The 21,623-nt window shown below is 36.2% G+C and carries 23 protein-coding genes; all 23 read left to right on the top strand.

Going from position 1 to position 21,623, the window contains the following annotated elements; all coding sequences use genetic code 11:
• The first annotated feature begins 21 nt into the window (after nucleotides 1-21).
• The 23 genes from der to lit all read left to right on the top strand — a co-directional run bounded on the left by der (nucleotide 22) and on the right by lit (nucleotide 21,611).
• Complete coding sequence (gene der, locus ACX5JI_RS13435; protein ID WP_459501529.1) at nucleotides 22-1,332, top strand: ribosome biogenesis GTPase Der; 1,311 nt, start codon at nucleotides 22-24, stop codon at nucleotides 1,330-1,332.
• Nucleotides 1,333-1,352: 20 nt separating this feature from the next.
• On the top strand, nucleotides 1,353-2,375 hold the full coding sequence (locus tag ACX5JI_RS13430) for an NAD(P)H-dependent glycerol-3-phosphate dehydrogenase (RefSeq protein ID WP_459501528.1): 1,023 nt from the start codon (nucleotides 1,353-1,355) through the stop codon (nucleotides 2,373-2,375).
• Nucleotides 2,376-2,492: 117 nt separating this feature from the next.
• A complete protein-coding gene (locus ACX5JI_RS13425; RefSeq protein ID WP_459501527.1) occupies nucleotides 2,493-2,744 on the top strand; it encodes a stage VI sporulation protein F in 252 nt (83 codons plus the stop codon).
• 371 nt (nucleotides 2,745-3,115) lie between these two features.
• Nucleotides 3,116-3,319 carry a DUF2768 domain-containing protein gene (locus ACX5JI_RS13420; protein WP_459501526.1) on the top strand — a complete coding sequence of 68 codons (204 nt, stop codon included), beginning with the start codon at nucleotides 3,116-3,118 and terminating at the stop codon, nucleotides 3,317-3,319.
• 102 nt (nucleotides 3,320-3,421) lie between these two features.
• Complete coding sequence (locus ACX5JI_RS13415) at nucleotides 3,422-4,132, top strand: YphF family lipoprotein (protein WP_459501610.1); 711 nt, start codon at nucleotides 3,422-3,424, stop codon at nucleotides 4,130-4,132.
• A gap of 441 nt (nucleotides 4,133-4,573) precedes the next feature.
• Complete coding sequence (spoIVA, locus tag ACX5JI_RS13410) at nucleotides 4,574-6,052, top strand: stage IV sporulation protein A (protein ID WP_459501525.1); 1,479 nt, start codon at nucleotides 4,574-4,576, stop codon at nucleotides 6,050-6,052.
• A gap of 476 nt (nucleotides 6,053-6,528) precedes the next feature.
• Nucleotides 6,529-6,801 (top strand): non-specific DNA-binding protein Hbs, encoded by a 273-nt coding sequence (gene hbs / locus ACX5JI_RS13405; protein WP_001043860.1) that lies wholly within the window; start codon nucleotides 6,529-6,531, stop codon nucleotides 6,799-6,801.
• Between the two features lie 122 nt (nucleotides 6,802-6,923).
• Entirely contained in the window at nucleotides 6,924-7,493 is a 570-nt protein-coding gene (gene folE, locus ACX5JI_RS13400) for a GTP cyclohydrolase I FolE (protein ID WP_459501524.1), read from the top strand.
• A 257-nt stretch (nucleotides 7,494-7,750) separates the two neighbouring features.
• A complete protein-coding gene (locus ACX5JI_RS13395; RefSeq protein ID WP_459501523.1) occupies nucleotides 7,751-8,503 on the top strand; it encodes a heptaprenyl diphosphate synthase component 1 in 753 nt (250 codons plus the stop codon).
• A 30-nt stretch (nucleotides 8,504-8,533) separates the two neighbouring features.
• Nucleotides 8,534-9,247 carry a demethylmenaquinone methyltransferase gene (locus tag ACX5JI_RS13390; protein WP_459501522.1) on the top strand — a complete coding sequence of 238 codons (714 nt, stop codon included), beginning with the start codon at nucleotides 8,534-8,536 and terminating at the stop codon, nucleotides 9,245-9,247.
• A gap of 31 nt (nucleotides 9,248-9,278) precedes the next feature.
• Nucleotides 9,279-10,241 (top strand): heptaprenyl diphosphate synthase component II, encoded by a 963-nt coding sequence (gene hepT / locus ACX5JI_RS13385; protein WP_459501521.1) that lies wholly within the window; start codon nucleotides 9,279-9,281, stop codon nucleotides 10,239-10,241.
• Nucleotides 10,242-10,366: 125 nt separating this feature from the next.
• Complete coding sequence (gene ndk, locus ACX5JI_RS13380; RefSeq protein ID WP_343266143.1) at nucleotides 10,367-10,813, top strand: nucleoside-diphosphate kinase; 447 nt, start codon at nucleotides 10,367-10,369, stop codon at nucleotides 10,811-10,813.
• Between the two features lie 438 nt (nucleotides 10,814-11,251).
• Nucleotides 11,252-12,424, top strand: a complete 1,173-nt coding sequence (gene aroC, locus ACX5JI_RS13375) for a chorismate synthase (RefSeq protein WP_459501520.1) — start codon at nucleotides 11,252-11,254, stop codon at nucleotides 12,422-12,424.
• Nucleotides 12,424-13,515, top strand: a complete 1,092-nt coding sequence (aroB, locus tag ACX5JI_RS13370) for a 3-dehydroquinate synthase (RefSeq protein ID WP_459501519.1) — start codon at nucleotides 12,424-12,426, stop codon at nucleotides 13,513-13,515. Before aroC ends, aroB begins: the two co-directional genes overlap by 1 nt.
• A gap of 313 nt (nucleotides 13,516-13,828) precedes the next feature.
• Nucleotides 13,829-14,941: a histidinol-phosphate transaminase gene (gene hisC, locus ACX5JI_RS13365; protein ID WP_459501518.1), complete on the top strand. Its 1,113-nt coding sequence runs from the start codon at nucleotides 13,829-13,831 to the stop codon at nucleotides 14,939-14,941.
• A gap of 457 nt (nucleotides 14,942-15,398) precedes the next feature.
• Nucleotides 15,399-16,661: a tetratricopeptide repeat protein gene (locus ACX5JI_RS13360; RefSeq protein ID WP_459501517.1), complete on the top strand. Its 1,263-nt coding sequence runs from the start codon at nucleotides 15,399-15,401 to the stop codon at nucleotides 16,659-16,661.
• Nucleotides 16,662-16,736: 75 nt separating this feature from the next.
• Nucleotides 16,737-17,273: a ReoY family proteolytic degradation factor gene (locus ACX5JI_RS13355; protein ID WP_459501516.1), complete on the top strand. Its 537-nt coding sequence runs from the start codon at nucleotides 16,737-16,739 to the stop codon at nucleotides 17,271-17,273.
• A 161-nt stretch (nucleotides 17,274-17,434) separates the two neighbouring features.
• Nucleotides 17,435-17,926: a YpiF family protein gene (locus tag ACX5JI_RS13350; protein ID WP_459501609.1), complete on the top strand. Its 492-nt coding sequence runs from the start codon at nucleotides 17,435-17,437 to the stop codon at nucleotides 17,924-17,926.
• Nucleotides 17,927-18,037: 111 nt separating this feature from the next.
• Nucleotides 18,038-18,550 (top strand): menaquinol-cytochrome c reductase iron-sulfur subunit, encoded by a 513-nt coding sequence (gene qcrA, locus ACX5JI_RS13345; RefSeq protein WP_459501515.1) that lies wholly within the window; start codon nucleotides 18,038-18,040, stop codon nucleotides 18,548-18,550.
• A complete protein-coding gene (gene qcrB, locus ACX5JI_RS13340; RefSeq protein WP_000932700.1) occupies nucleotides 18,551-19,225 on the top strand; it encodes a menaquinol-cytochrome c reductase cytochrome b subunit in 675 nt (224 codons plus the stop codon). It abuts the gene before it with no gap.
• A 52-nt stretch (nucleotides 19,226-19,277) separates the two neighbouring features.
• Nucleotides 19,278-20,045 carry a menaquinol-cytochrome c reductase cytochrome b/c subunit gene (gene qcrC, locus ACX5JI_RS13335; RefSeq protein ID WP_459501514.1) on the top strand — a complete coding sequence of 256 codons (768 nt, stop codon included), beginning with the start codon at nucleotides 19,278-19,280 and terminating at the stop codon, nucleotides 20,043-20,045.
• 264 nt (nucleotides 20,046-20,309) lie between these two features.
• The gene (gene lhaT, locus ACX5JI_RS13330; protein WP_459501513.1) at nucleotides 20,310-20,900 is read left to right on the top strand and encodes a lipoprotein heptaprenylglyceryl N-acetyltransferase LhaT; all 591 of its coding nucleotides are present in this window, start codon (nucleotides 20,310-20,312) and stop codon (nucleotides 20,898-20,900) included.
• 24 nt (nucleotides 20,901-20,924) lie between these two features.
• Nucleotides 20,925-21,611 (top strand): lipoprotein intramolecular transacylase Lit, encoded by a 687-nt coding sequence (gene lit / locus ACX5JI_RS13325; protein WP_459501512.1) that lies wholly within the window; start codon nucleotides 20,925-20,927, stop codon nucleotides 21,609-21,611.
• The last annotated feature ends 12 nt before the right edge of the window (nucleotides 21,612-21,623 follow it).

Below are 21,623 nucleotides of genomic sequence, written 5' to 3'. Positions count from 1 at the left end.
AAGCTGAAAGGATGAAATGATATGCCGAAACCAGTAGTGGCAATAGTAGGACGCCCGAACGTAGGGAAATCTACTATTTTTAATAGAATTGTTGGAGAGAGAGTTTCAATTGTAGAAGATATCCCGGGTGTAACACGAGATCGTATTTATAGTGCGGGAGAATGGTTAAATCATGAATTTAACATTATTGATACAGGTGGAATTGATATTGGAGATGAGCCGTTTTTGACACAAATCCGTCAACAAGCGGAAGTTGCAATCGATGAAGCGGATGTTATCATTTTTATGACAAATGGACGCGATGGTGTAACAGCTGCCGATGAAGAAGTGGCGAAGATTTTATATCGTTCTAAAAAGCCAGTTGTACTAGCGGTGAATAAGGTTGATAATCCGGAGATGCGCAATGAAATTTATGATTTCTATGCATTAGGATTTGGTGAGCCATTCCCAATTTCTGGTACGCATGGATTAGGTTTAGGTGATTTACTAGACGAAGCAGCAAAGCATTTTCCAAAGATCGAAGAGGAAGAATATGATGATGAGACAATTCGTTTCTCATTAATTGGACGCCCGAATGTAGGGAAATCTTCTCTTGTTAACGCACTTCTTGGTCAAGAGCGTGTAATTGTAAGTAACGTAGCAGGAACAACACGTGATGCTGTCGATACACCGTATAGTAAAGACGGTCAAGATTACGTTATCATTGATACAGCTGGTATGCGTAAAAAAGGAAAAGTATACGAGAGTACAGAAAAATATAGTGTACTTCGTGCACTAAGAGCGATTGAACGTTCTGACGTTGTCTTAGTTGTTTTAGACGGTGAAGAAGGAATTATTGAGCAAGATAAAAAAATCGCTGGCTATGCACATGATTCAGGACGAGCTGTTATTATCGTTGTGAATAAATGGGATGCAGTGAAAAAAGACGAAAAAACAATGAAAGCATTTGAAGAAAATATTCGCGCGCATTTCCAATTTTTAGACTATGCACCGATTGTATTCTTATCTGCGAAAACGAAAAAACGTACACAGACATTGTTACCAGTTATAAATGAAGTGAATGAAAGTCATAGTATTCGCGTACAAACGAATGTACTAAATGACGTAATTATGGATGCGGTGGCAATGAATCCAACACCAACACATAATGGTAGTCGTCTGAAAATCTTCTATGCAACACAAGTTGCAGTGAAACCACCGACATTTGTTGTCTTTGTAAATGATCCAGAATTAATGCACTTTTCATATGAACGTTTCTTAAAGAATCGTTTACGTGAGTCGTTTGGCTTTGTAGGAACGCCAATTCGAATTATTTCTAGAGCAAGAGACTAATGGAGAGAGGGTGTGATTTTATGGAAAAAATCACAGTAGTAGGAGCAGGTAGCTGGGGAACGGCGTTAGCGATGGTATTAGCTGACAATGGTCATGATGTACGGATTTGGGGGAATCGCTCAGAACTCATGAATGAAATCAATATGAAACATGAGAACAGTCGATACCTTCCAGGGATTACATTGCCAAGCACAATTGTGGCCTACTCTTCTTTAGAGGAAGCGTTAGTAGATGCAGATACAGTACTTTTAGTCGTGCCAACGAAAGCATATCGAGAAGTATTGCGAAATATGAAAGATATTGTTTCACAGCCAATTACTTGGGTTCATGCAAGTAAAGGAATTGAGCCGGGTACTTCAAAACGTATTTCAGAGATGATTGAAGAAGAAATTCCAACGCATCTTATTCGTGATGTTGTTGTCCTATCGGGACCGAGTCATGCGGAAGAAGTAGGGCTGCGTCAAGCAACAACTGTTACAGCTGCTGCTAAACGAATGCAAGCGGCTGAAGAAGTACAAGATTTATTTATGAATAGTTATTTCCGCGTATATACAAATCCTGATATCGTCGGTGTGGAGCTTGGTGGTGCATTAAAAAATATCATTGCGCTAGCTGCTGGTATAACAGACGGCCTTGGATTAGGTGATAATGCAAAAGCGGCCCTGATGACGCGTGGCTTAACGGAAATCGCTCGCTTAGGAAGAAAGATGGGCGGGAATCCATTAACATTTGCTGGTTTAACAGGGATGGGTGACTTGATTGTAACTTGTACAAGTGTCCATAGCCGAAATTGGCGTGCGGGGAATATGCTTGGTAAAGGATATTCGTTAGAAGAAGTATTAGATAGTATGGGAATGGTTGTTGAAGGTGTACGAACAACGAAAGCTGCATACGAAATGGCTGAGAAAATGGAAGTTGAAATGCCAATTACGGCAGCTTTATATGATGTACTATTCAATGGGAATAATGTGAAAGATGCAGTAGGTTCATTGATGGGGCGCGTTCGTAAACATGAAGTTGAAGCAATACCTGATTTATTATAAGTAAAAGCTGTATGCGTGTAAAAAAGCACGTATACAGCTTTTTGTTTTTCTAGGTCTTTTCACCAATTGTTTCTTTTTGCATACGATGGAGTGTAACTTGAAGAGAGGGTGAATGGAATGGATAATAACATTTTCAATAATATTGAGAAAGAAGCGAAAGTGAATAAAGACGATATTTTTAAATTAGCGTCATCTGTACAAAATGCAAATTTACGCGATGAGAAAGTACTACGTCAACTTATCCATCAGGTGGCCGCGATGGCGGGACGCGAGGTACAAAAAGAGCAAGAAGATCAAATTGTTAAAGCGATTATTAATAATAATATGCCAGCAGACTTTAGCTCGTTAAGTAAAATGTTTAAAAAATAAAGTGTAAGAAACAAAGAGTTGGAAGATTGCATAGTATGACTATGAAGAATTGAGATTAGAGCTGTTTATGGGCATATTTGGTCAACCGAAGCGGGGGAGATTCCGCTTCGGTTTTTCAGTTTATATGTATAGAAACTGAAATTTTTATCGCTCATCAGGGTTTTACGTTATATCCTCTTTTAATGTATAGGCTTTACTATGGAAAATAAAGGGGGGGTATTTTCGTTTTTTTTTGTATGTTCGTGTCTATATAGAAGTGGATTCGCTCTCGTATTTAAAAAGAATGGTCGTATATCATTTTTTCTATTTGTTTAAAATTTTAAATTTGTTAAAATAGTATAAAAACAAATGGATAATTAAGGGGTGTACACATGTCTGAAGGACTTATAAAAATGTGGTTTTCTTTAGGGGCTATGGGGTTTATGTTTATTGCAGTAGCTTTTATTTTATTAAGTAGACATAAAATGAATAATAAAATTTTGAAAGGGATTACAGCGATTGTTGCTTATACACTTATGATTGTGGCTGGAATTGTTATTTTTCTCGTTGTGTTTAGTGGGCCAGTTGAACAATAAAACAAATCAATACCCGTTGTTTTCAAATAGCTTGTGAGGGGATAGGTGTAGATGAGTAAACGTTTAATAGATGTGAGTGAAAAAATACAAGATGGATTGTTTTTGAAAAGAACATATATTATTCTAATATTTTGTTGTACAAGCCTTTTATCAGGATGTATGTATCCGAAAGAAAATCTGAAACAAAATGCGGTCCCTTATGAAGATCAATTACAAGCTGTTCAAAAAGCGGTCAATACATATAAGGAACAAAATAGTGGTTTATTACCAATTAAAACGCGGGATATGGACACACCAATTTATCAAAAATATCCCATTGATTTTCAAAAGATAGCACCACGCTATATACAAGAAGCACCTGGAAATGCATATGAAAGTGGTGGTGTATATCAATACGTATTAATAGATGTAGAAACAAATCCAACTGTAAAGTTAATCGATGTCAGAATGGCAGAACAAATTCAAGAGGTTAGCTTGAAATTGCAAATGTATCGTGATGATCATCAATATCCCCCTTTTAAAAAAGTTATTACAGATGGTGTTTATGAGCTAGATTTTAAAAAAATTGGATATAAAGATGTACCTCAAGTGACAAGTCCGTATTCTGGAAAAGGATTGCCGCTTGTAATCGATGAAAAGGGAGAGCTTTTTGTTGATTATCGGATGGACTTATATGAGTTGTTACCAAAAAATGAAGGGGAATTGAAAGAGGGGGAAGATATTCGTAATTTACTTGTAAAAGATGCGCCATTTGTACCTGCATACTCTTTACCGTATACAGTAAGAAACGGAGAACCAATTTTTTTTAAATGATAAGTCATGAACCTTTCTTCTAGCGAATAAGTTCTAGAAGAAAGGTTTTTTATGTAATCCAACTTATGATGAAAACAAAAAGTTCTTTTTAAATAGTCATATGAATTTAGGACAAAATCATATGATATATATAAATCCAAATTAAAAAACGAACATAAAACCATTCTTTTCAGATGGATGAGAGGATCCGGCCATGGATAGAAGCGGTCAGTGCCTTTTTTAGCCCCATGCCATGTGAAAACAGAAGGAGAAAATGAGTGAAGGTCTCTGTCTGTTTTTCATAACTGTAATGTATCTGTTAGAAAATCAAATTGGATTTATATATTATCAGCACTTCTAGAATATCTTTATGTTATTTCATATGATAGGAAACATCAGAAAAGGTAATTGGATGTGAATACAAATTGGACTATTCCCAAAAATTTTGAGGGAGGGAATCACTTGGAAAAGGTCGATATTTTTAAAGATATTGCTGAGCGCACAGGCGGTGATATTTATTTAGGGGTTGTAGGAGCTGTTCGAACAGGAAAATCGACGTTTATTAAAAAATTTATGGAGCTTGTTGTTATTCCGAATATTGAAAATGACTCGGATCGTCAGCGAGCGCAAGATGAATTGCCACAAAGTGCTGCTGGACGTACGATTATGACAACAGAGCCTAAATTTGTTCCAAACCAAGCGGTTTCCATCCAGGTTGATGACGGTCTTGAAGTAAATATTCGTTTAGTAGATTGTGTTGGTTATACGGTTCCTGGAGCGAAAGGGTATGAAGATGAGAATGGCCCACGCATGATTAATACACCTTGGTATGAAGAGCCTATCCCGTTTCATGAGGCTGCTGAAATTGGAACGCGTAAAGTAATTCAAGAACATTCTACTATTGGAGTAGTCATTACAACTGATGGAACCATTGGAGAAATTCCAAGACGGGATTATATAGAAGCAGAAGAACGTGTTATAAATGAGTTAAAAGAAGTTGGAAAACCTTTTATCATGATTATTAATACTGTACAGCCGTATCATCCAGATACGGAACAGTTACGCCAGAGTTTATCAGAAGAGCATGATATTCCAGTACTAGCAATGAGTGTGGAGGGTTTACGAGAAACAGATGTTTACAATGTACTTCGAGAAGCTTTATTTGAATTCCCTGTTTTGGAAGTGAATGTGAATCTTCCAAGTTGGGTTATGGTTTTAAATGAAGGGCATTGGTTACGTCAAAGTTATCAAGAAGCTGTTCAAGAAACGGTTAAAGATATAAAGCGGTTACGTGATGTAGACCGCGTTGTTTGGCAGTTTAGTCAATATGAATTTATCGATCGGGCGAGTCTAGCTGGGATAGATATGGGGCAAGGTGTTGCAGAGATCGATTTATACGCACCAGATGAATTGTACGATCAAATATTAAAAGAAGTTGTAGGTGTAGAAATTAGAGGGAAAGATCATTTATTAAAGCTTATGCTTGATTTTTCTCATGCGAAAACGGAGTATGATCAAGTTTCGGATGCCTTAAGAATGGTCAAACAAACAGGATATGGTGTGGCTGCGCCTGCCTTAGCTGATATGAGTCTAGATGAGCCGGAAATTATCCGGCATGGATCGCGATTTGGTGTGAAATTAAAAGCAGTTGCACCGTCTATTCATATGATTAAAGTAGATGTTGAATCTACATTTGAACCAATTATTGGAACTGAAAAACAAAGTGAAGAACTCGTCCGCTACTTAATGCAAGATTTTGAGGATGACCCACTTTCTATATGGAATTCTGATATTTTTGGACGCTCACTTAGTTCAATTGTTCGAGAAGGAATTCAAGCTAAGTTATCTTTAATGCCTGAAAATGCACGTTATAAATTAAAAGAAACGCTAGAAAGAATTATTAACGAAGGATCTGGCGGATTAATTGCTATTATTTTATAAACAAAAGCTCCCTGCTGTCAGGGGGCTTTTGTTTTTTAGCCCGCAAAAGCTCGATTCGTGAGGGCTAATAATTAGTGGGGGTGAAGAAAACCCACTGATTAAGGTTTCACTTTATTTTGCTAATTACGGACAACTAGGTTCCAGCAGTAAGTTTCAAAGAAAAAGAGGAAGAAATAACGATATGAAAATGCTCGGTTTGTGGCGGAAGCTTTATTTTATAGAAAAATAGTTAGAAAATAAACAGTCATTATCTAATACTTTGTAGTATATTGTCAAGTTTCATCGTTTTTTCACATTTTCGGGGCAACAATTTCTTTAAAAACATTGAATTATACAGGAGAATCGTATAATATAGGCGTTGATAATGATTTATCTACATCTTTGTGGTATAGAATTTGTAAAAATTGCCTACAAATGAAAGTAAGACTCATTTTATTATCATTATACAGTCTTATCTTTGGGAGGAGGTGAATGGCATGAACAAGACAGATTTAATCAATGCTGTTGCAGAAGCAAGTTCCCTTTCTAAAAAGGATGCAACAAAAGCAGTTGACGCTGTTTTTGATTCTATCTTAGAAGCTTTAAAACAAGGTGATAAAGTACAATTGATCGGATTCGGTAACTTCGAAGTTCGTGAGCGTGCGGCTCGTAAAGGACGCAACCCACAAACTGGTGAGGAAATTGAAATCGCTGCAAGTAAAGTACCTGCATTCAAACCTGGTAAAGCGTTAAAAGATGCGGTTAAATAATCCTTACATATTAACAGGGAAGAAGAGTTTCCTTTTTGGGAACTCTTCTTTTTGCTTTTAAAATCATAAATATGCTAGAATGTGTTCGTATCACTTTTAGGTTTTTCGGGAGGGTTAAGCGGATGGCAAAAGTTAATTTAGAACAAATTGAGCACGCAGTGCGTCTTATTCTAGAAGCGATTGGAGATGATCCAAATCGCGAGGGAGTACTTGATACGCCAAAACGTGTTGCAAAAATGTATGCAGAAGTATTTTCAGGTATGCATGAGGATCCACAGGAACATTTGCATAAAGTGTTTGGAGAAGATCATGAAGAGCTTGTGTTAGTAAAAGATATTCCATTTTATTCGATGTGTGAGCATCATCTTGTTCCGTTTTACGGAGTTGCTCATGTTGCATACATTCCGCAAGGTGGAAAAGTAACAGGGTTAAGTAAATTAGCTCGTACTGTAGATACAATTGCACGTCGTCCACAGCTTCAAGAACGTATTACGTCAACAGTGGCTGATTCTATTATGAAAGTGTTAGAACCACATGGTGTTATGGTAATTGTTGAAGCGGAGCATATGTGTATGACAATGCGCGGTGTGAAAAAGCCTGGTGCAAAAACAGTAACTACAGCAGTGCGCGGTGTGTTAGAAAATGATGCTGCGGCACGTAGCGAAATTTTGTCTTTTATTCAGGCAAAATAAAGGAAAGCGGGAAACTGCTTTTCTTTTTTATTTATATAGTTTTATGAAGTACTTTTTGTTGATGCATTCTATTTGTACGAAGGAATACATGTGTTTAAAAAAAGAACTTATAGATAAGTGAAGTGTTGTTTTTTACGTATTGTATGAATAATATTTCTAAATTGTAGTTTGTTTTGATTCCCTAAGTTTTGGTTATAGAAAATAGAATGTATGTGTTATAATAGGTTTTATGAATTAGAAAACAAGGGTGATTTTTTGTGTGTGACATCTATGGAGGGTATGCGGATATAAAGGAGCAGTTGCTATTAAAGCTGCGCCATCCTTATTTTATAAACTATATTGAAGAACCATTTATTGATGAAGAAAAGGTAGTACTTTTATACGCTGCTTTAAAAAGTGCCAATTTACATAAAGAACAAATCGAGCACTATGTTGTAACGATTATGCTTGTACAAATCGCTCTTGATACACATGAAAAAGTATCAAATAAAGCAGATGAAGAAACGAGTGGATTTCATAAGCGTCGTCAGCTTACAGTGCTTGCAGGGGATTACTATAGTGGATTGTATTATTATTTACTTTCAATGAATTGTGATATTGTATTAGTTCGTGCACTTGCTGAAGGAATTAAGGAAATTAATGAACATAAAATTATGTTATATCAGAGAGCATATGACACAGTTGATGAAGTAGTTAAAGGTGTTATGATCATTGAATCGGCACTTTTACAAAAAACATGTGATCATTTTCATTTATCGCATTGGAAATCATTTATAGCGTATATACTAGGGAAGAATCGTCTTCAAAAAGAGTATCAATTGCATGCTGAAAGAAAAACTGCACCTGTTTTCCAAGCTGTTCAAGCGGTGCTATCAAATGATGATGAAAATGTGGAAACGGTCTTTACAGAGTGGCTGGAAGAAATGAACAAAAAAGAAAATTCATTTCTAAAAAAACATAAAGAAATTGATAAGATAGTTTCTACTTTAAAAGATAAATTGAGAACATAAGCAATTTTATATTGGAAGAAGGGTAAGCGCATGCAACAATCAAAAGAAGAAAGAGTACATGATGTATTTGAAAAAATCTCTGATAAATATGATGTGATGAATTCAGTTATAAGTTTTCAAAGGCATAAAGCGTGGCGAAAAGAAACGATGCGAATTATGGATGTACAGCCAGGAGAAAAGGCGTTAGATGTGTGTTGTGGAACTGCTGATTGGACAATTGCACTTGCTAATGCTGTTGGAACGACTGGGCAAGTACATGGACTAGATTTTAGTGAAAATATGTTATCTGTTGGGAAAGAGAAAGTAGAAGCTTTGAATTTACAACATGTAGGGCTTATACATGGAAATGCGATGGAACTTCCATTTGAAGATAATACATTTGATTATGTAACAATTGGTTTTGGTCTACGTAATGTTCCTGATTATATGCATGTATTAAAAGAAATGACTCGTGTGGTAAAACCAGGTGGAAAAGTGATTTGTTTAGAAACATCACAACCAACGATGCTTGGTTTCCGACAAATGTACGTTTTATATTTCAAATATATTATGCCACTGTTTGGAAAACTATTTGCCAAAAGTTATAAGGAATATTCATGGCTGCAAGAATCTGCTAGCACATTCCCAGGGATGAAGGAACTGGCTAACATGTTTGAAGCTGCTGGACTTGAGCGTGTACAAGTGAAACCATTTACTTTTGGTGTAGCAGCTATGCACCTAGGGTTTAAACCCGAATCAAAATAGAAAAAAGACGTTTTAGGTTAAGGTGAACAATATGAAGTTACAACTTATGTACTCTTTTTTACGATCGGATATTCATGTAATAGAGGAAGAATTAAAAAAGACTGTTGCTTCAGAGCAACAGTTAGTAGAAGAAGCGGCACTACAACTCATTGAGGCTGGTGGAAAGCGAATTCGTCCTGTTTTTGTACTCCTTGCAGGGAAATTTGGAGACTATAAGCTAGATGCAATTAAGCATGTGGCAGTTGCGTTAGAACTTATTCATATGGCTTCTCTTGTTCATGATGATGTTATTGACGCAGCGCTTCTCCGGCGCAGTAGTGCAACGGTCAATGCGAAATGGGGAGATCGTATTGCAATGTATACAGGAGATTACTTGTTTGCAAAATCTCTTGAATGCATTACAAATTTAGAAATTCCAGAAGCTCATCAAGCACTGTCGTATACAATTTTGGAAGTATGTAAAGGCGAAATTGAACAAATTAAGGATAAGTATAATTATAATCAAAATTTAAGAACGTATTTGCGACGAATTAAGAGAAAAACAGCATTGTTAATTGCGGCTAGTTGTCAGTTAGGGGCTATTGCTTCTGGTGCAAGCCGTGATACGGTAAATCGCTTGTTTTGGTATGGTTATTTTGTTGGGATGTCGTATCAAATTATCGATGATATTTTAGATTTCGTTTCAACAGAAGAAAAATTAGGGAAACCTGCTGGTGGAGATTTATTGCAAGGAAATGTCACGCTTCCGGCTTTGTATGCAATGGAAGATCCAAAGCTTCGTGCAAAAATTGTATCTGTGCATGAAAATACAACTGCAAATGAAATGAAAGAAATCATTCAAGATATTAAAACAAGTGCAGCAATTGACCAGGCATTTGCATTTAGTGAACGTTATTTACATAAAGCATTAGAAGTAATAAAACCTTTGCCGCGTGGACAAGCAAAATATGCGCTGCAAAATGTTGCAAAGTACATTGGGAAACGAAAATTTTAATGATTTTCTTTTACAAATAAAATAATCTCTCTATTTCAAAACTATTGCACAATTGTGATAAGGGTGTTAATATGTGTGTGGGGATATACAATTACATACATAATTCAGAAGTGGAGAGATTTTTTATGGAAAAAACATTTCTAATGGTAAAACCAGACGGTGTACAACGTGCTTTCATTGGGGAAATTGTAGCTCGCTTTGAGAAAAAGGGCTTTCAATTAGTTGGTGCGAAATTAATGCAAGTTACTCCAGAAATTGCAGGAAAACATTACGCTGAACACACAGAAAAACCTTTCTTTGGTGAATTAGTAGATTTCATTACATCTGGTCCTGTTTTTGCAATGGTATGGCAAGGTGAAGGTGTAGTAGATACTGCTCGTAATATGATGGGTAAAACAAGACCTCATGAAGCGGCACCAGGTACAATTCGGGGTGATTTTGGTGTAACTGTTGCGAAAAATATTATCCATGGTTCTGACTCTCTAGAAAGTGCAGAACGTGAGATTGGTATTTTCTTTAAAGAAGAGGAATTAGTAGACTACTCAAAATTAATGAATCAATGGATTTACTAATTATTTTGAAATAATTTGTAAACGCTTTAATTACTGTGGTAATAGTGAAAAGTGCGAGGAGAGTGCGAATACTCTTCTTGCACTTTTTTAGTTTCAAATAGTTACGAAGTAAGACTTGGTATGATATATTGATACATAAAGTTAAACTTCTCTGAAGGAGGAGCAACTTTTGAATAAGTATATAAATTGAAAGAGATGATATAAAACCTTTATTTTTAGGCGGGAGAGTGTAGAAGTGGACAGTGCTTTTTTCTATCACGTGCTAAGTAAAAATAAAGGGATAAAACGAGTAGGGATATCTTTTTTATTTTATAGTCGTGATTTTTATACCGGAAAATCACCATGGATTTATATACAAATAAACTGAAAAAATGATATAAAATCTTTTCCTACCCATTAATGCGGGATAAAATGATGACAAGAAGAGAGGAATAACCAATGCGATATATTACAGCTGGTGAATCTCACGGTCCGCAGCTTACGACAATTTTGGAAGGTGTTCCAGCAGGGCTATCTTTAGTAGTAGATGATATTAATGAAGAATTAGCGAGAAGACAGAAAGGATACGGGCGTGGGAGACGGATGCAAATTGAAAAAGATCAAGCGCAAATTGTCAGTGGTGTCAGACATGGTCATACGCTTGGTTCTCCTATTGCACTTGTTGTAGAAAATCGAGATTTTACTCATTGGACAAAGATTATGGGAGTAGATCCGTTAACCGAACAAGAAGCAAAAGAAATGAAACGACAACTAACAAGACCGAGACCTGGTCATGCTGATTTAAATGGTGCAATTAAATACGGACACCGTGATATGAGAAATGTACTTGAACGCTCTTCAGCGCGTGAAACAACGGTCCGAGTTGCAGCAGGAGCTGTTGCAAAAAAACTTTTAGCAGAGTTAGGCGTAAAAGTTGCTGGGCATGTAATTGAAATTGGTGGTGTGAAGGCGGGAAGTCTTACATACGAATCAATACAACAATTAAGAGAAATTACAGAAACATCTCCTGTTCGCTGTTTAGATGAGGAAGCTTCTAGAAAGATGATGCAGGCAATTGATGATGCAAAAACAAGTGGAGATTCAATTGGTGGGATTGTGGAAGTAATTGTAGAAGGGATGCCAATTGGAGTAGGAAGCTATGTACATTATGATCGGAAACTCGATGCAAAATTAGCAGCAGCAGTCATGAGTATAAATGCTTTTAAAGGTGTGGAAATTGGTATTGGATTTGAAGCAGCACATAAGCCAGGGAGTCAAGTACACGATGAAATTCTTTGGGATAAAGACACAGGCTATACAAGACGAACGAATCATGCAGGAGGATTAGAAGGTGGCATGACAACGGGAATGCCTGTTGTTGTACGCGGCGTCATGAAACCAATTCCAACGCTATATAAACCCCTTCAAAGTGTTGATATTGATACAAAAGAATCCTTTTCAGCTAGCATTGAACGTTCTGATAGTTGTGCTGTACCCGCAGCTAGTGTTGTGGCAGAAGCGGTGGTTGCGTGGGAACTAGCGGTGGCTTTAGTAGACCAATTCGGAGCAGATCGTGTAGAGTGTATTCGTGAAAACATTAAGAAACATAATAAATATGCGAGGGGATTTTAATGGAAAAAATACATATTCAGACGCAGTCTAAAGAGTATGATGTATATGTCGGAAAAGATGCGTTGTCAAACTTGATAACGCTTGTTCAAAATATGAACCCAACTGTTTCTAATATAATGGTCATTTCTGATGAATCTGTCGCATCATTTCATTTAGAAGAAGTGATGAATGCATTAAAAGTAGAAAAACAGGTATTTTCATTTGTTGTTCCAAGTGGAGAGAAAGAAAAATCATTTGAAAATTTTTATGCGGCTCATACGTCAGCGCTTGAAAATGTGATGGATCGAAACTCTTTAATTGTTGCACTGGGAGGCGGAATGATTGGTGATTTAGCCGGTTTTGTTGCAGCAACCTTTATGCGTGGTATTCGTTTTATTCAAGTTCCAACAACGCTATTGGCGCATGACAGCGCAGTTGGTGGGAAGGTTGCCATTAATCACCCGTTAGGAAAAAATATGATTGGAGCGTTTCATCAACCGGAGGCAGTTTTATATCATACACCATTTTTAAATTCATTACCGGAAAAAGAGTGGCGCTCAGGATTTGCGGAAGTAATTAAACATGCTTTTATCGGTGATGTTGAATTATATCATTGGTTAAAGCAAGAAGTGAAAACATTAGAAGATATACGGGATGAAAAATTAATTTATATACTAAAGCGAGCAATTCCTGTAAAAGCGAATATTGTAGCAGAAGATGAAACTGAAAAAGGTGTACGTGCTCACTTGAATTTTGGACATACATTAGGACATGCTCTTGAAAAAGAGATGGGATATGGAAAGATTACACATGGTGACGGCGTGGCGATTGGCATGTTATTCGCTATATTTTTAAGTGAACAAATTTATAAGGTAGACCTTAAGTTTAAAGAAATTAAGCGCTGGTTTTCTCTGTATGGTTACCCATCTATGCCGAAGAATCTAAATGTAGAGCGCCTTGTGCAAGTAATGAAGCAGGATAAAAAAGCGAATGCAGGAATAATTCGTATGGTACTTATGCAGGAATATGGGGTAGTGGATGTCGTATCTATTTCTGATGAGACTGTTCATTCTGCATTAGAAGCATTTCAAAGAGGAGAAGAATCCATTTGATTCATAATGTAGCTGAGAAGTGATTGACCGCAGGCGAAGTGTTTCGTGAACAGAATAGCAAATGACAATGGAGTTCGATCCCGCTGATACTGCACCGGTATTCATTTCTACGATAGCTGACATAAATGCCTGTTTTCCAGCGGACAATTGGAAGGTTTTACTTATGCACTATTGATGTGTGTAAAAGAAATAAATATACCGCATTGCAGACATGTATTCGTGTGATGATGGCAGTCACAACAAAAATGAAGTAGAGCATAGAAAGGGTACGTGTATTACGTCCTGATCTAGTAAAATGACAGGGGGAATCGAGATGAGAGTAAAAGAACAATTATTAACTTTGAAAGCATATGTACCTGGTAAAAACATTGAAGAAGTAAAAAGAGAATACGGATTATCCAAAATTGTGAAATTAGCATCTAATGAAAATCCATTTGGTTGTTCAAAACGTGTAACGGAAGCTTTAGCTGCATTAAGTACACAGTATGCTTTATATCCAGATGGAGCAGCGTTTGAACTTCGTGAAAAAGTAGCTGCTCACCTTCATGTGAAACCAGGACAACTTTTATTTGGTAGTGGTTTAGATGAGGTAATTCAAATGGTTAGTCGCGCTTTATTACAAAAAGATACAAATGTTGTAATGGCAAATCCGACCTTTTCACAATATCATCATCATGCTGTGATAGAAGGGGCAGAAGTTCGTGAAGTGCCGCTTAAGGATGGTATTCATGACTTAGATGCGATGCTAAAGAAGATTGATGAAAAAACGCAAATCGTGTGGATTTGTAATCCGAATAATCCAACAGGAACATATGTAGAAAAGCAAAAATTACTTTCATTTTTAGATGAAATTCCGAAGTCAACACTTGTCATTATGGATGAGGCATACTATGAATATGCAGGAGCGAGAGAATATCCACAAACATTGCCGCTTCTTGAAAAGTATGAGAATCTTATGGTGCTACGTACATTTTCAAAAGCGTATGGCTTAGCTGCTTTTCGAATCGGTTATGCGGTAGGGAACGAAAAACTTATCCAGCAATTGGAAATAGCGAGATTACCGTTTAATACATCAGCTGTTGCGCAAGCTGTTGGTTTGGTGGCGCTAGAAGACCAAGCATTTTTACAAGAATGTGTGAAACAAAATGCTGAAGGATTAAATCAATATTATACGTTCTGTGAGGAGTATGACGTTTTTTACTATCCATCACAAACGAATTTCATCTTCTTGCATCTTGGAATTCCTGGTAATGAGGCTTTTGAAAGATTAATGCAAAAAGGATATATAGTTCGTTCTGGCGCTGCATTTGGATTACCGGATGGTATTCGTATTACTGTTGGGTTAAAAGAAGAGAATGATGAGATTATTGAAGTACTTAAGGAACTTGTGAAAGAACAGAAAAAGAAAGAGGAAACATATTCTTAAGAAAAGTCACGGCTCCGAATAGATAGGAGTCGTTTTCTTTTAGAGGATGCATATTTGCATGATGAAGAAGGAAAGCGGTACAATAAAGATATATACATATAAAATGAAAAACGTCATAGAGAAAACTTCTTTTTAGGTGGAAGAAAGGATCGAGTCACGCATAGAAGCGGTCAGTGACAACCTTAACCTCATGCCAAGTAAAAACAAAGCGAGAAAATGAGTGGGGATCTTTTTTGTTCCTTGTAGCAATGTATATGTTAGAAAATCGAATTGAAAATGGTGATGCAGTCACTGTATCCTATCCGAATTTTTTTGATCAGTTAGAATCTCTGTGAAGCAAAAGAATCTTTTCAGTTTGGGAAGATTCTTTTCTGCTTCCTTTTAGTTGCTTACAAGGCAACTGTTGTTTATGATTAATGAACAGAAGAGAATATTATAAGAATTAAAGGAGACATTTATGCAAAAGTTTGAACAAGCTGTTTCTTACATTGAAAATGGTGAAGCGGAAAAAGGATTAGAACAATTAAAAGAATTAGTAAAACAAGGAACGGACGAAGAAAAATATGATATTGCCCGTTACTATCATACGCTTGGATTTATTGATGAAGCGCTAGCTATTACAGAAGACTTGCGCTTGTTATATCCCGAGGAAAGTGAGTTTACAATATTTTTAGCAGAACTATATATTGATTTAGATAAAGAAGATGAGGCCATCGAAGTACTTCATGATATTCCTGAAGATGATGAACTGTATGTTCAATCGCTATTACTTGTTGCAGATTTATTTCAAATGCAGGGCTTCGATGATGTTGCAGAACAAAAACTATTAAAAGCAAAAGAAATGATGCCAGAAGAGCCTGTTATTACCTTTGGATTAGCGGAACTCTATAGCAGCAAAGGTGAAGAGCAAAAAGCGATTGTATATTATCAGTCATTACTTGCTGAGCAAAAAGTAATGGGGGGCGTTGTGATTGCTCTTCGTTTAGCGGAAACGTTAAGCGCAATTGGAAACTGGGAAGAAGCAATTGTGTACTATGAAGAAGGATTAGAAGAGCAGAAAGATATTCATTCTTTATTCGGTTATGCATTTACCCTTTACCAAGGTGAAGAGTATCAAAGAGCAATTGGGGCTTGGCAAGAATTAAAAGAGTTAGATCCAGAATATGCATCATTATATATGTATTTAGCTAAATGCTATGAAAAAGAAGGAATGCTTCAAGAAAGCTATGAAACCCTTCATGAAGGGATTAAAATTGATGAATTATCTGTGCCTCTTTATGTAGAACTTGCAAATATTGCAGTGAAGATAGGGAAAGTAGCAGAAGCAGAAGAATTACTTCAAAAAGCACTACAACTTGATCCAGGGCATTTAGGTGCGATATTAAAATATGTATATATCTTAAAAGAACAAGAAAAATATGAAGAACTAATTGTTGTTGTGGAGCGCGCAATGGATGGTGGAGAGCAAGATACACAATTACTTTGGGATCTGGCATTTGCGAAAAAACAATTAGAAATGTATTCTGATGCACTAAAACACTATGAAAGTGCATATACTTCTTTTAAGAATCATCCAGACTTCTTGGAAGAGTACGGTTATTTTCTATTAGAAGAAGGTTTACGAAAAGAGGCAAAAGAAGTATTCACACGCTTACTACAACTGGATCCGACACAAATTCACATCGAAGAATTACTATATAATTTAGAGGATTTTTCATAAGTTGGAAGGAAAGTGCATGCTGCTTCTTGAATCTAAAAAATAAGAAAAAGAAAGACAGAGGAGGGACTAAGCGCTATGAATACCCCTGTTTCTGTAAACGAGAAGAAGGATTTTGTAAAGTGGTTTCTAAACAATTATCAACTGAAACAGCGTGAATGTGTATGGATTTTAAATTATTTAATGAGTCATGATCAATTAATGCACAAAGTCCACTTCGTAGAACATGCAAAATATTGTCCTCGTGGTTTAGTAATGTCAGCAAATTGTGTAAAAGATACACCGTTTCACTTTTTTAAACAAAATGTTATGACGACGGATGCAGAAAAATCGTTTCATGACATTCGTTTAAACCGAGATGAGGATATTTATATTCAACTTAATTTTAAATCATCGTTTCAAAATGCAAATTATGTCGCAGTATTAGAAGAGAATCCGTACTTACCAAAGCATATCGAAGTAAATGAAAAAGATCGTTTACTTGCGGAACGATTTTTAGAAGAGAGTGTATTTTCATTTCAAAGAGATCGACTTTTAAAGCAAATTGATGAAGCGCTCGACAATCAGGACAAGGAAGCTTTTTGTAAGTTAACAGAGGAATTGAAAAAATTGTAAGAAACCTCTATTTTACTTAATTTTGACAAATTTTCGACTGTTAAAAGAAAAACTACTTAATATAGGTAGTTTTTCTTTTTTTACCTGTTTCAGTATGGTTTAATAGATATAAAGTGAAAGTTCTGTCATTTCTGATGAAATAACAAGTAAAGGAGGGATGGATATTGAAGTGGGCTGTAAAAGATGTAGAGCAATTTGAACAAGCTAGAGAGTATGTGGATACTGGTATTATACCCCTTCTTTCTATTTCGGTAGCAAAAGAAATGAAGAGTATTGTAGCCCAAGGCGAGTTCATTGAAACGTTAAGTATGGAGTTGGAAAGAGAGTATAAAGGAAGGGTCTTTTTATTACCTTCATTTACGTATCTAGTAGGGAAACAAAAGCTAGAGTTAGAGCGTTTAGAGGAGTGGACAAGTCACTTACAAGGTCAAGGATTAAAACATATTGCTTATATTACAAGTGATTTTACATGGAAAGAAGTTGAAGGACTCCTACCAGGTCATTTATTTTGGTTACCAGCGTTGTCGCTAGAACAATTTAGTGATCAAGCCAAGAGAGAAGTAATTGGGGCGCATATAAAAAATATAATGCCTCTATTAACTGAAAAATGGGAAAATAATAAATATACAGATAGTTCTTTCGATTGTGATTAGTATGATATTGACCTGCGCATGCGGGTATTATATCATGAAAGTGTCCTATTTTTTATTTTTTATATTAGTTTGTCACGAGGGGACAATTTCTGATAGAGGGGGGGAATTTTCGTGAACGAGAAGGAACATCGTGTGTCAAGAAGACAGTTTTTAAATTACACGCTTACAGGTGTAGGGGGATTTATGGCAGCTGGTATTTTAATGCCGATGACGCGTTTTGCCCTTGATCCGGTTTTAAGGAAAGAGGCGGGAGGAGAGATGGTTGCTGTTGCGCAAGTTAAAGAGATTACAACAGAACCAAAACGCTTTGACTTTAAGGTAAAGCAGGTTGATGGGTGGTACAAATCTGAAGAACCTAAATCAGCTTGGGTACACAAAGATGAAAGCGGAGACATTGTAGCGTTTTCTCCAGTGTGTAAACATTTAGGGTGTACGGTTAACTGGAATTCGGATAAGACTCATCCTAATCAATTTTTTTGTCCATGTCACGGGGGGCGCTATACAAAAGATGGTATAAACATAAAAGGAACGCCGCCTCTTGCTCCACTCGATGTGTATGAATCTAGAGTGAAGGATGGAACGCTTTATTTAGGGAAAGCAAAGCCAAGAGGGGGTGCGAAATAGATGTTAAATAAAATTTATGATTGGGTGGACGAACGGCTAGATATTACACCGATATGGCGTGATATTGCAGACCATGAAGTACCTGAACATGTAAATCCGGCGCATCATTTTTCTGCATTCGTCTACTGCTTTGGGGGGCTTACGTTTTTTGTTACTGTGATTCAAATTTTATCAGGAATGTTTTTAACAATGTATTATGTACCAGATATTAAAAATGCTTGGGAATCTGTTTATTATTTGCAAAATGAAGTTGCATATGGACAAATTGTGCGCGGTATGCACCATTGGGGCGCAAGTCTAGTTATTGTAATGATGTTTTTACATACACTTAGAGTTTTCTTCCAAGGTGCATATAAGAAACCTCGTGAATTAAACTGGATTGTTGGTGTTCTTATTTTCTTTGTTATGTTAGGTCTTGGTTTTACAGGATATTTATTACCATGGGATATGAAAGCACTATTTGCAACAAAAGTAGGGATTCAAATTGCAGAGCAAACACCACTTATCGGTCCTTATATTAAAACATTACTTGCTGGTCATTCCGAAATTGTCGGGGCTCAAACATTAACTCGCTTCTTTGCTATTCACGTCTTCTTCTTACCAGCAGCACTTCTAGGCTTAATGGCCTTCCACTTCATCATGATTCGCAAACAAGGTATTTCTGGTCCACTATAAGAGATTGTTAGTTTGAAAGAGTAGGGGGAAACTGAATTAAAGGAGGGAGATTATGCATCGCGGCAAAGGGATGAAGTTTGTGGGAGATTCACGAGTACCTGTAGCACGTAAACCAAATATCCCAAAAGATTATTCTGAATATCCAGGGAAAACAGAAGCGTTTTGGCCGAACTTTTTGTTAAAAGAATGGATGGTAGGTGCGGTTTTTTTAATCGGTTATTTATGTTTAACGGTGGCGCATCCGTCACCACTTGAAAGAATGGCGGATCCTACTGATGCAGGATATATACCACTTCCAGACTGGTACTTCTTATTTTTATATCAATTGTTAAAATACTCATATGCATCAGGCTCATTTACTGTAATCGGTGCGTTTATTATGCCAGGGATTGCATTTGGAGCATTGCTATTGGCTCCATTTCTCGATCGAGGTCCTGAAAGACGTCCATTGAAACGTCCAGTGGCAACTGGATTTATGCTTTTAGCAATAGCTTCTATCATCTTTTTAACATGGGAGTCTGTGGCACATCATGACTGGGAAGCTGCAAAAAAACAAGGTGCAATTGTTAAAACGACACCAGTGGATAAAAATGATGAAGGTTATAAATTAATGCAAAAAAATACATGTTTAACATGCCATGGTGATAACTTACAAGGAGGTGCAGCAGCACCAGCATTACAAAACTTAACGTTAAAACCAGAAGAAATCGCAAAGATTGCGAAAGATGGAAAAGGTGCAATGCCTAAAGGGATCTTTAAAGGTACGGATGAAGAGTTGAAGAAACTTTCGGAATTTATTGCGAAATATAATAAAAAATAAGCGAAGGCTGACTGCAATTTTTTGTAGTCGGCTTTTCTATTTGGAAGAGGAAGTTTGTTATAATATATAAATATATTCTGTTTTTTGACAGATAAGTTGTGGTTATGAAAACAAAAGAATTTCTCTACTCATTTTGGCTTTCTGTTTTCACACGGCATGGGCTAAAAAGCACTTACTCATGAGCGGATGATCTCTCAAGCTTAAAAGGAATGGTTTTATGCTTAATAAAGAATTACTATATTTGAAAGGTGTTGTACATATAGTTTGGCTTATTTGTATGCGTTATTAAGACAGCGTTCAGTTTTATTATTTTTACTTATCATTAATATTTTAGGGACAATATATGGTTTTATGTGGTATGGAGATCAACTAATGGAAACTTCATTAATATTTTGGCCATTTGTTCCTGATAGTCCGATTGCCAGTTTCTTTTTTGTTTTTGTATTATTGGCCTTTTTGCTTAATAAAAATTGGGGACTACTAGAAGCTTTAGCGATCGTTTCGTTAATGAAATATGGTATTTGGGCTGTTGTTGTAAATGGTATTATGTTTATGGTTCAGGGCGATCTTGGGTTTATAGGATATATGTTGGTATTTTCGCATTTTGCAATGGTCGTGCAAGGTTTATTGTATGCTCCGTTTTACCGGATTAAAAAGTGGCATTTTATTGTAGCGGGCATATGGACATTACATAATGATGTAATCGATTATTTATTTTGGCAAATGCCGAGATATGGTATTATGCATTTGTTTGTTGAACAGATTGGTTATTTTACATTTTGGTTAAGTATTGTTGTATTAGCTATTACATATTATTATTGTTTGAGAAGGAATCGAAAGCAGTTTTTATTATGACATTAGAGGAATTGAGGAAAGTGAATGAGTGAAAATAAGATAGGAATAAAAGTGCTAGATAGCTGTATAAATTCTATTGTCTCATACTGCATTGCATTTTTTATTTTTGCTATTGCAATTACAATTGTTGTATATGGAAAATGGTTATATTATGCAGATATACAGTTTTTAAATATACCAGATTTAGCGAATATGACAGAGTCAGAAATTAAGAAAAATTATGATGTACTGATTACATATCTTTCCCCCTTTTATCAGGGATCATTACAGTTTCCGACACTGGATATGTCAACAAGCGGACGAATTCATTTCGTTGATGTGAAAAATATTTTAGTTAACATTCAATACGGGATGTTTGTAGCGCTTTGTATTGCTTTATTAGGTGGATGGTATTTGTTACGTAAAAGAAAAGTGAAGTTTTTATTACATGGAGCAATTTTGACTATTCTATTTCCGATTGCACTTACTTTACCCATCGCCATTAATTTCGAAAAGAGTTTTGTACTCTTTCACAAACTTCTTTTTAGTAATGATTATTGGCAATTTGATAGTGAGACGGATCCTGTTATTTTAATGTTACCAGAACAATTTTTTATGCATGCAGCATGTGGCATTTTAGTATTCATTTTATGTGGGAGTGCGATTTGCTATTTTATGTATCGCTATTTACGAAGAAAGAGAAGAGCTTTATTGAAAAATACGTATTCATAAAGTGGAACTTTC

This window comes from Bacillus sp. C1, assembly GCF_054570475.1.
Note: the sequence above shows the minus strand (reverse complement) of the source record. Positions and strands in the feature narration are given on the sequence as shown.

Bases quoted from the DNA above. Each gene is read 5' to 3' on its own strand.
- ACX5JI_RS13430 (WP_459501528.1), top strand. From the start codon at position 1,353: ATGGAAAAAATCACAGTAGTAGGAGCAGGTAGCTGGGGAACGGCGTTA.
- qcrB (WP_000932700.1), top strand. From the start codon at position 18,551: ATGTTAAATAAAATTTATGATTGGGTGGACGAACGGCTAGATATTACA.
- ACX5JI_RS13390 (WP_459501522.1), top strand. From the start codon at position 8,534: ATGCAACAATCAAAAGAAGAAAGAGTACATGATGTATTTGAAAAAATC.
- aroB (WP_459501519.1), top strand. From the start codon at position 12,424: ATGGAAAAAATACATATTCAGACGCAGTCTAAAGAGTATGATGTATAT.
- ACX5JI_RS13355 (WP_459501516.1), top strand. From the start codon at position 16,737: ATGAATACCCCTGTTTCTGTAAACGAGAAGAAGGATTTTGTAAAGTGG.
- der (WP_459501529.1), top strand. From the start codon at position 22: ATGCCGAAACCAGTAGTGGCAATAGTAGGACGCCCGAACGTAGGGAAA.
- hbs (WP_001043860.1), top strand. From the start codon at position 6,529: ATGAACAAGACAGATTTAATCAATGCTGTTGCAGAAGCAAGTTCCCTT.
- ACX5JI_RS13360 (WP_459501517.1), top strand. From the start codon at position 15,399: ATGCAAAAGTTTGAACAAGCTGTTTCTTACATTGAAAATGGTGAAGCG.
- ndk (WP_343266143.1), top strand. From the start codon at position 10,367: ATGGAAAAAACATTTCTAATGGTAAAACCAGACGGTGTACAACGTGCT.
- hisC (WP_459501518.1), top strand. From the start codon at position 13,829: ATGAGAGTAAAAGAACAATTATTAACTTTGAAAGCATATGTACCTGGT.
- aroC (WP_459501520.1), top strand. From the start codon at position 11,252: ATGCGATATATTACAGCTGGTGAATCTCACGGTCCGCAGCTTACGACA.
- hepT (WP_459501521.1), top strand. From the start codon at position 9,279: ATGAAGTTACAACTTATGTACTCTTTTTTACGATCGGATATTCATGTA.
- qcrC (WP_459501514.1), top strand. From the start codon at position 19,278: ATGCATCGCGGCAAAGGGATGAAGTTTGTGGGAGATTCACGAGTACCT.
- ACX5JI_RS13420 (WP_459501526.1), top strand. From the start codon at position 3,116: ATGTCTGAAGGACTTATAAAAATGTGGTTTTCTTTAGGGGCTATGGGG.
- folE (WP_459501524.1), top strand. From the start codon at position 6,924: ATGGCAAAAGTTAATTTAGAACAAATTGAGCACGCAGTGCGTCTTATT.
- ACX5JI_RS13425 (WP_459501527.1), top strand. From the start codon at position 2,493: ATGGATAATAACATTTTCAATAATATTGAGAAAGAAGCGAAAGTGAAT.
- lit (WP_459501512.1), top strand. From the start codon at position 20,925: ATGAGTGAAAATAAGATAGGAATAAAAGTGCTAGATAGCTGTATAAAT.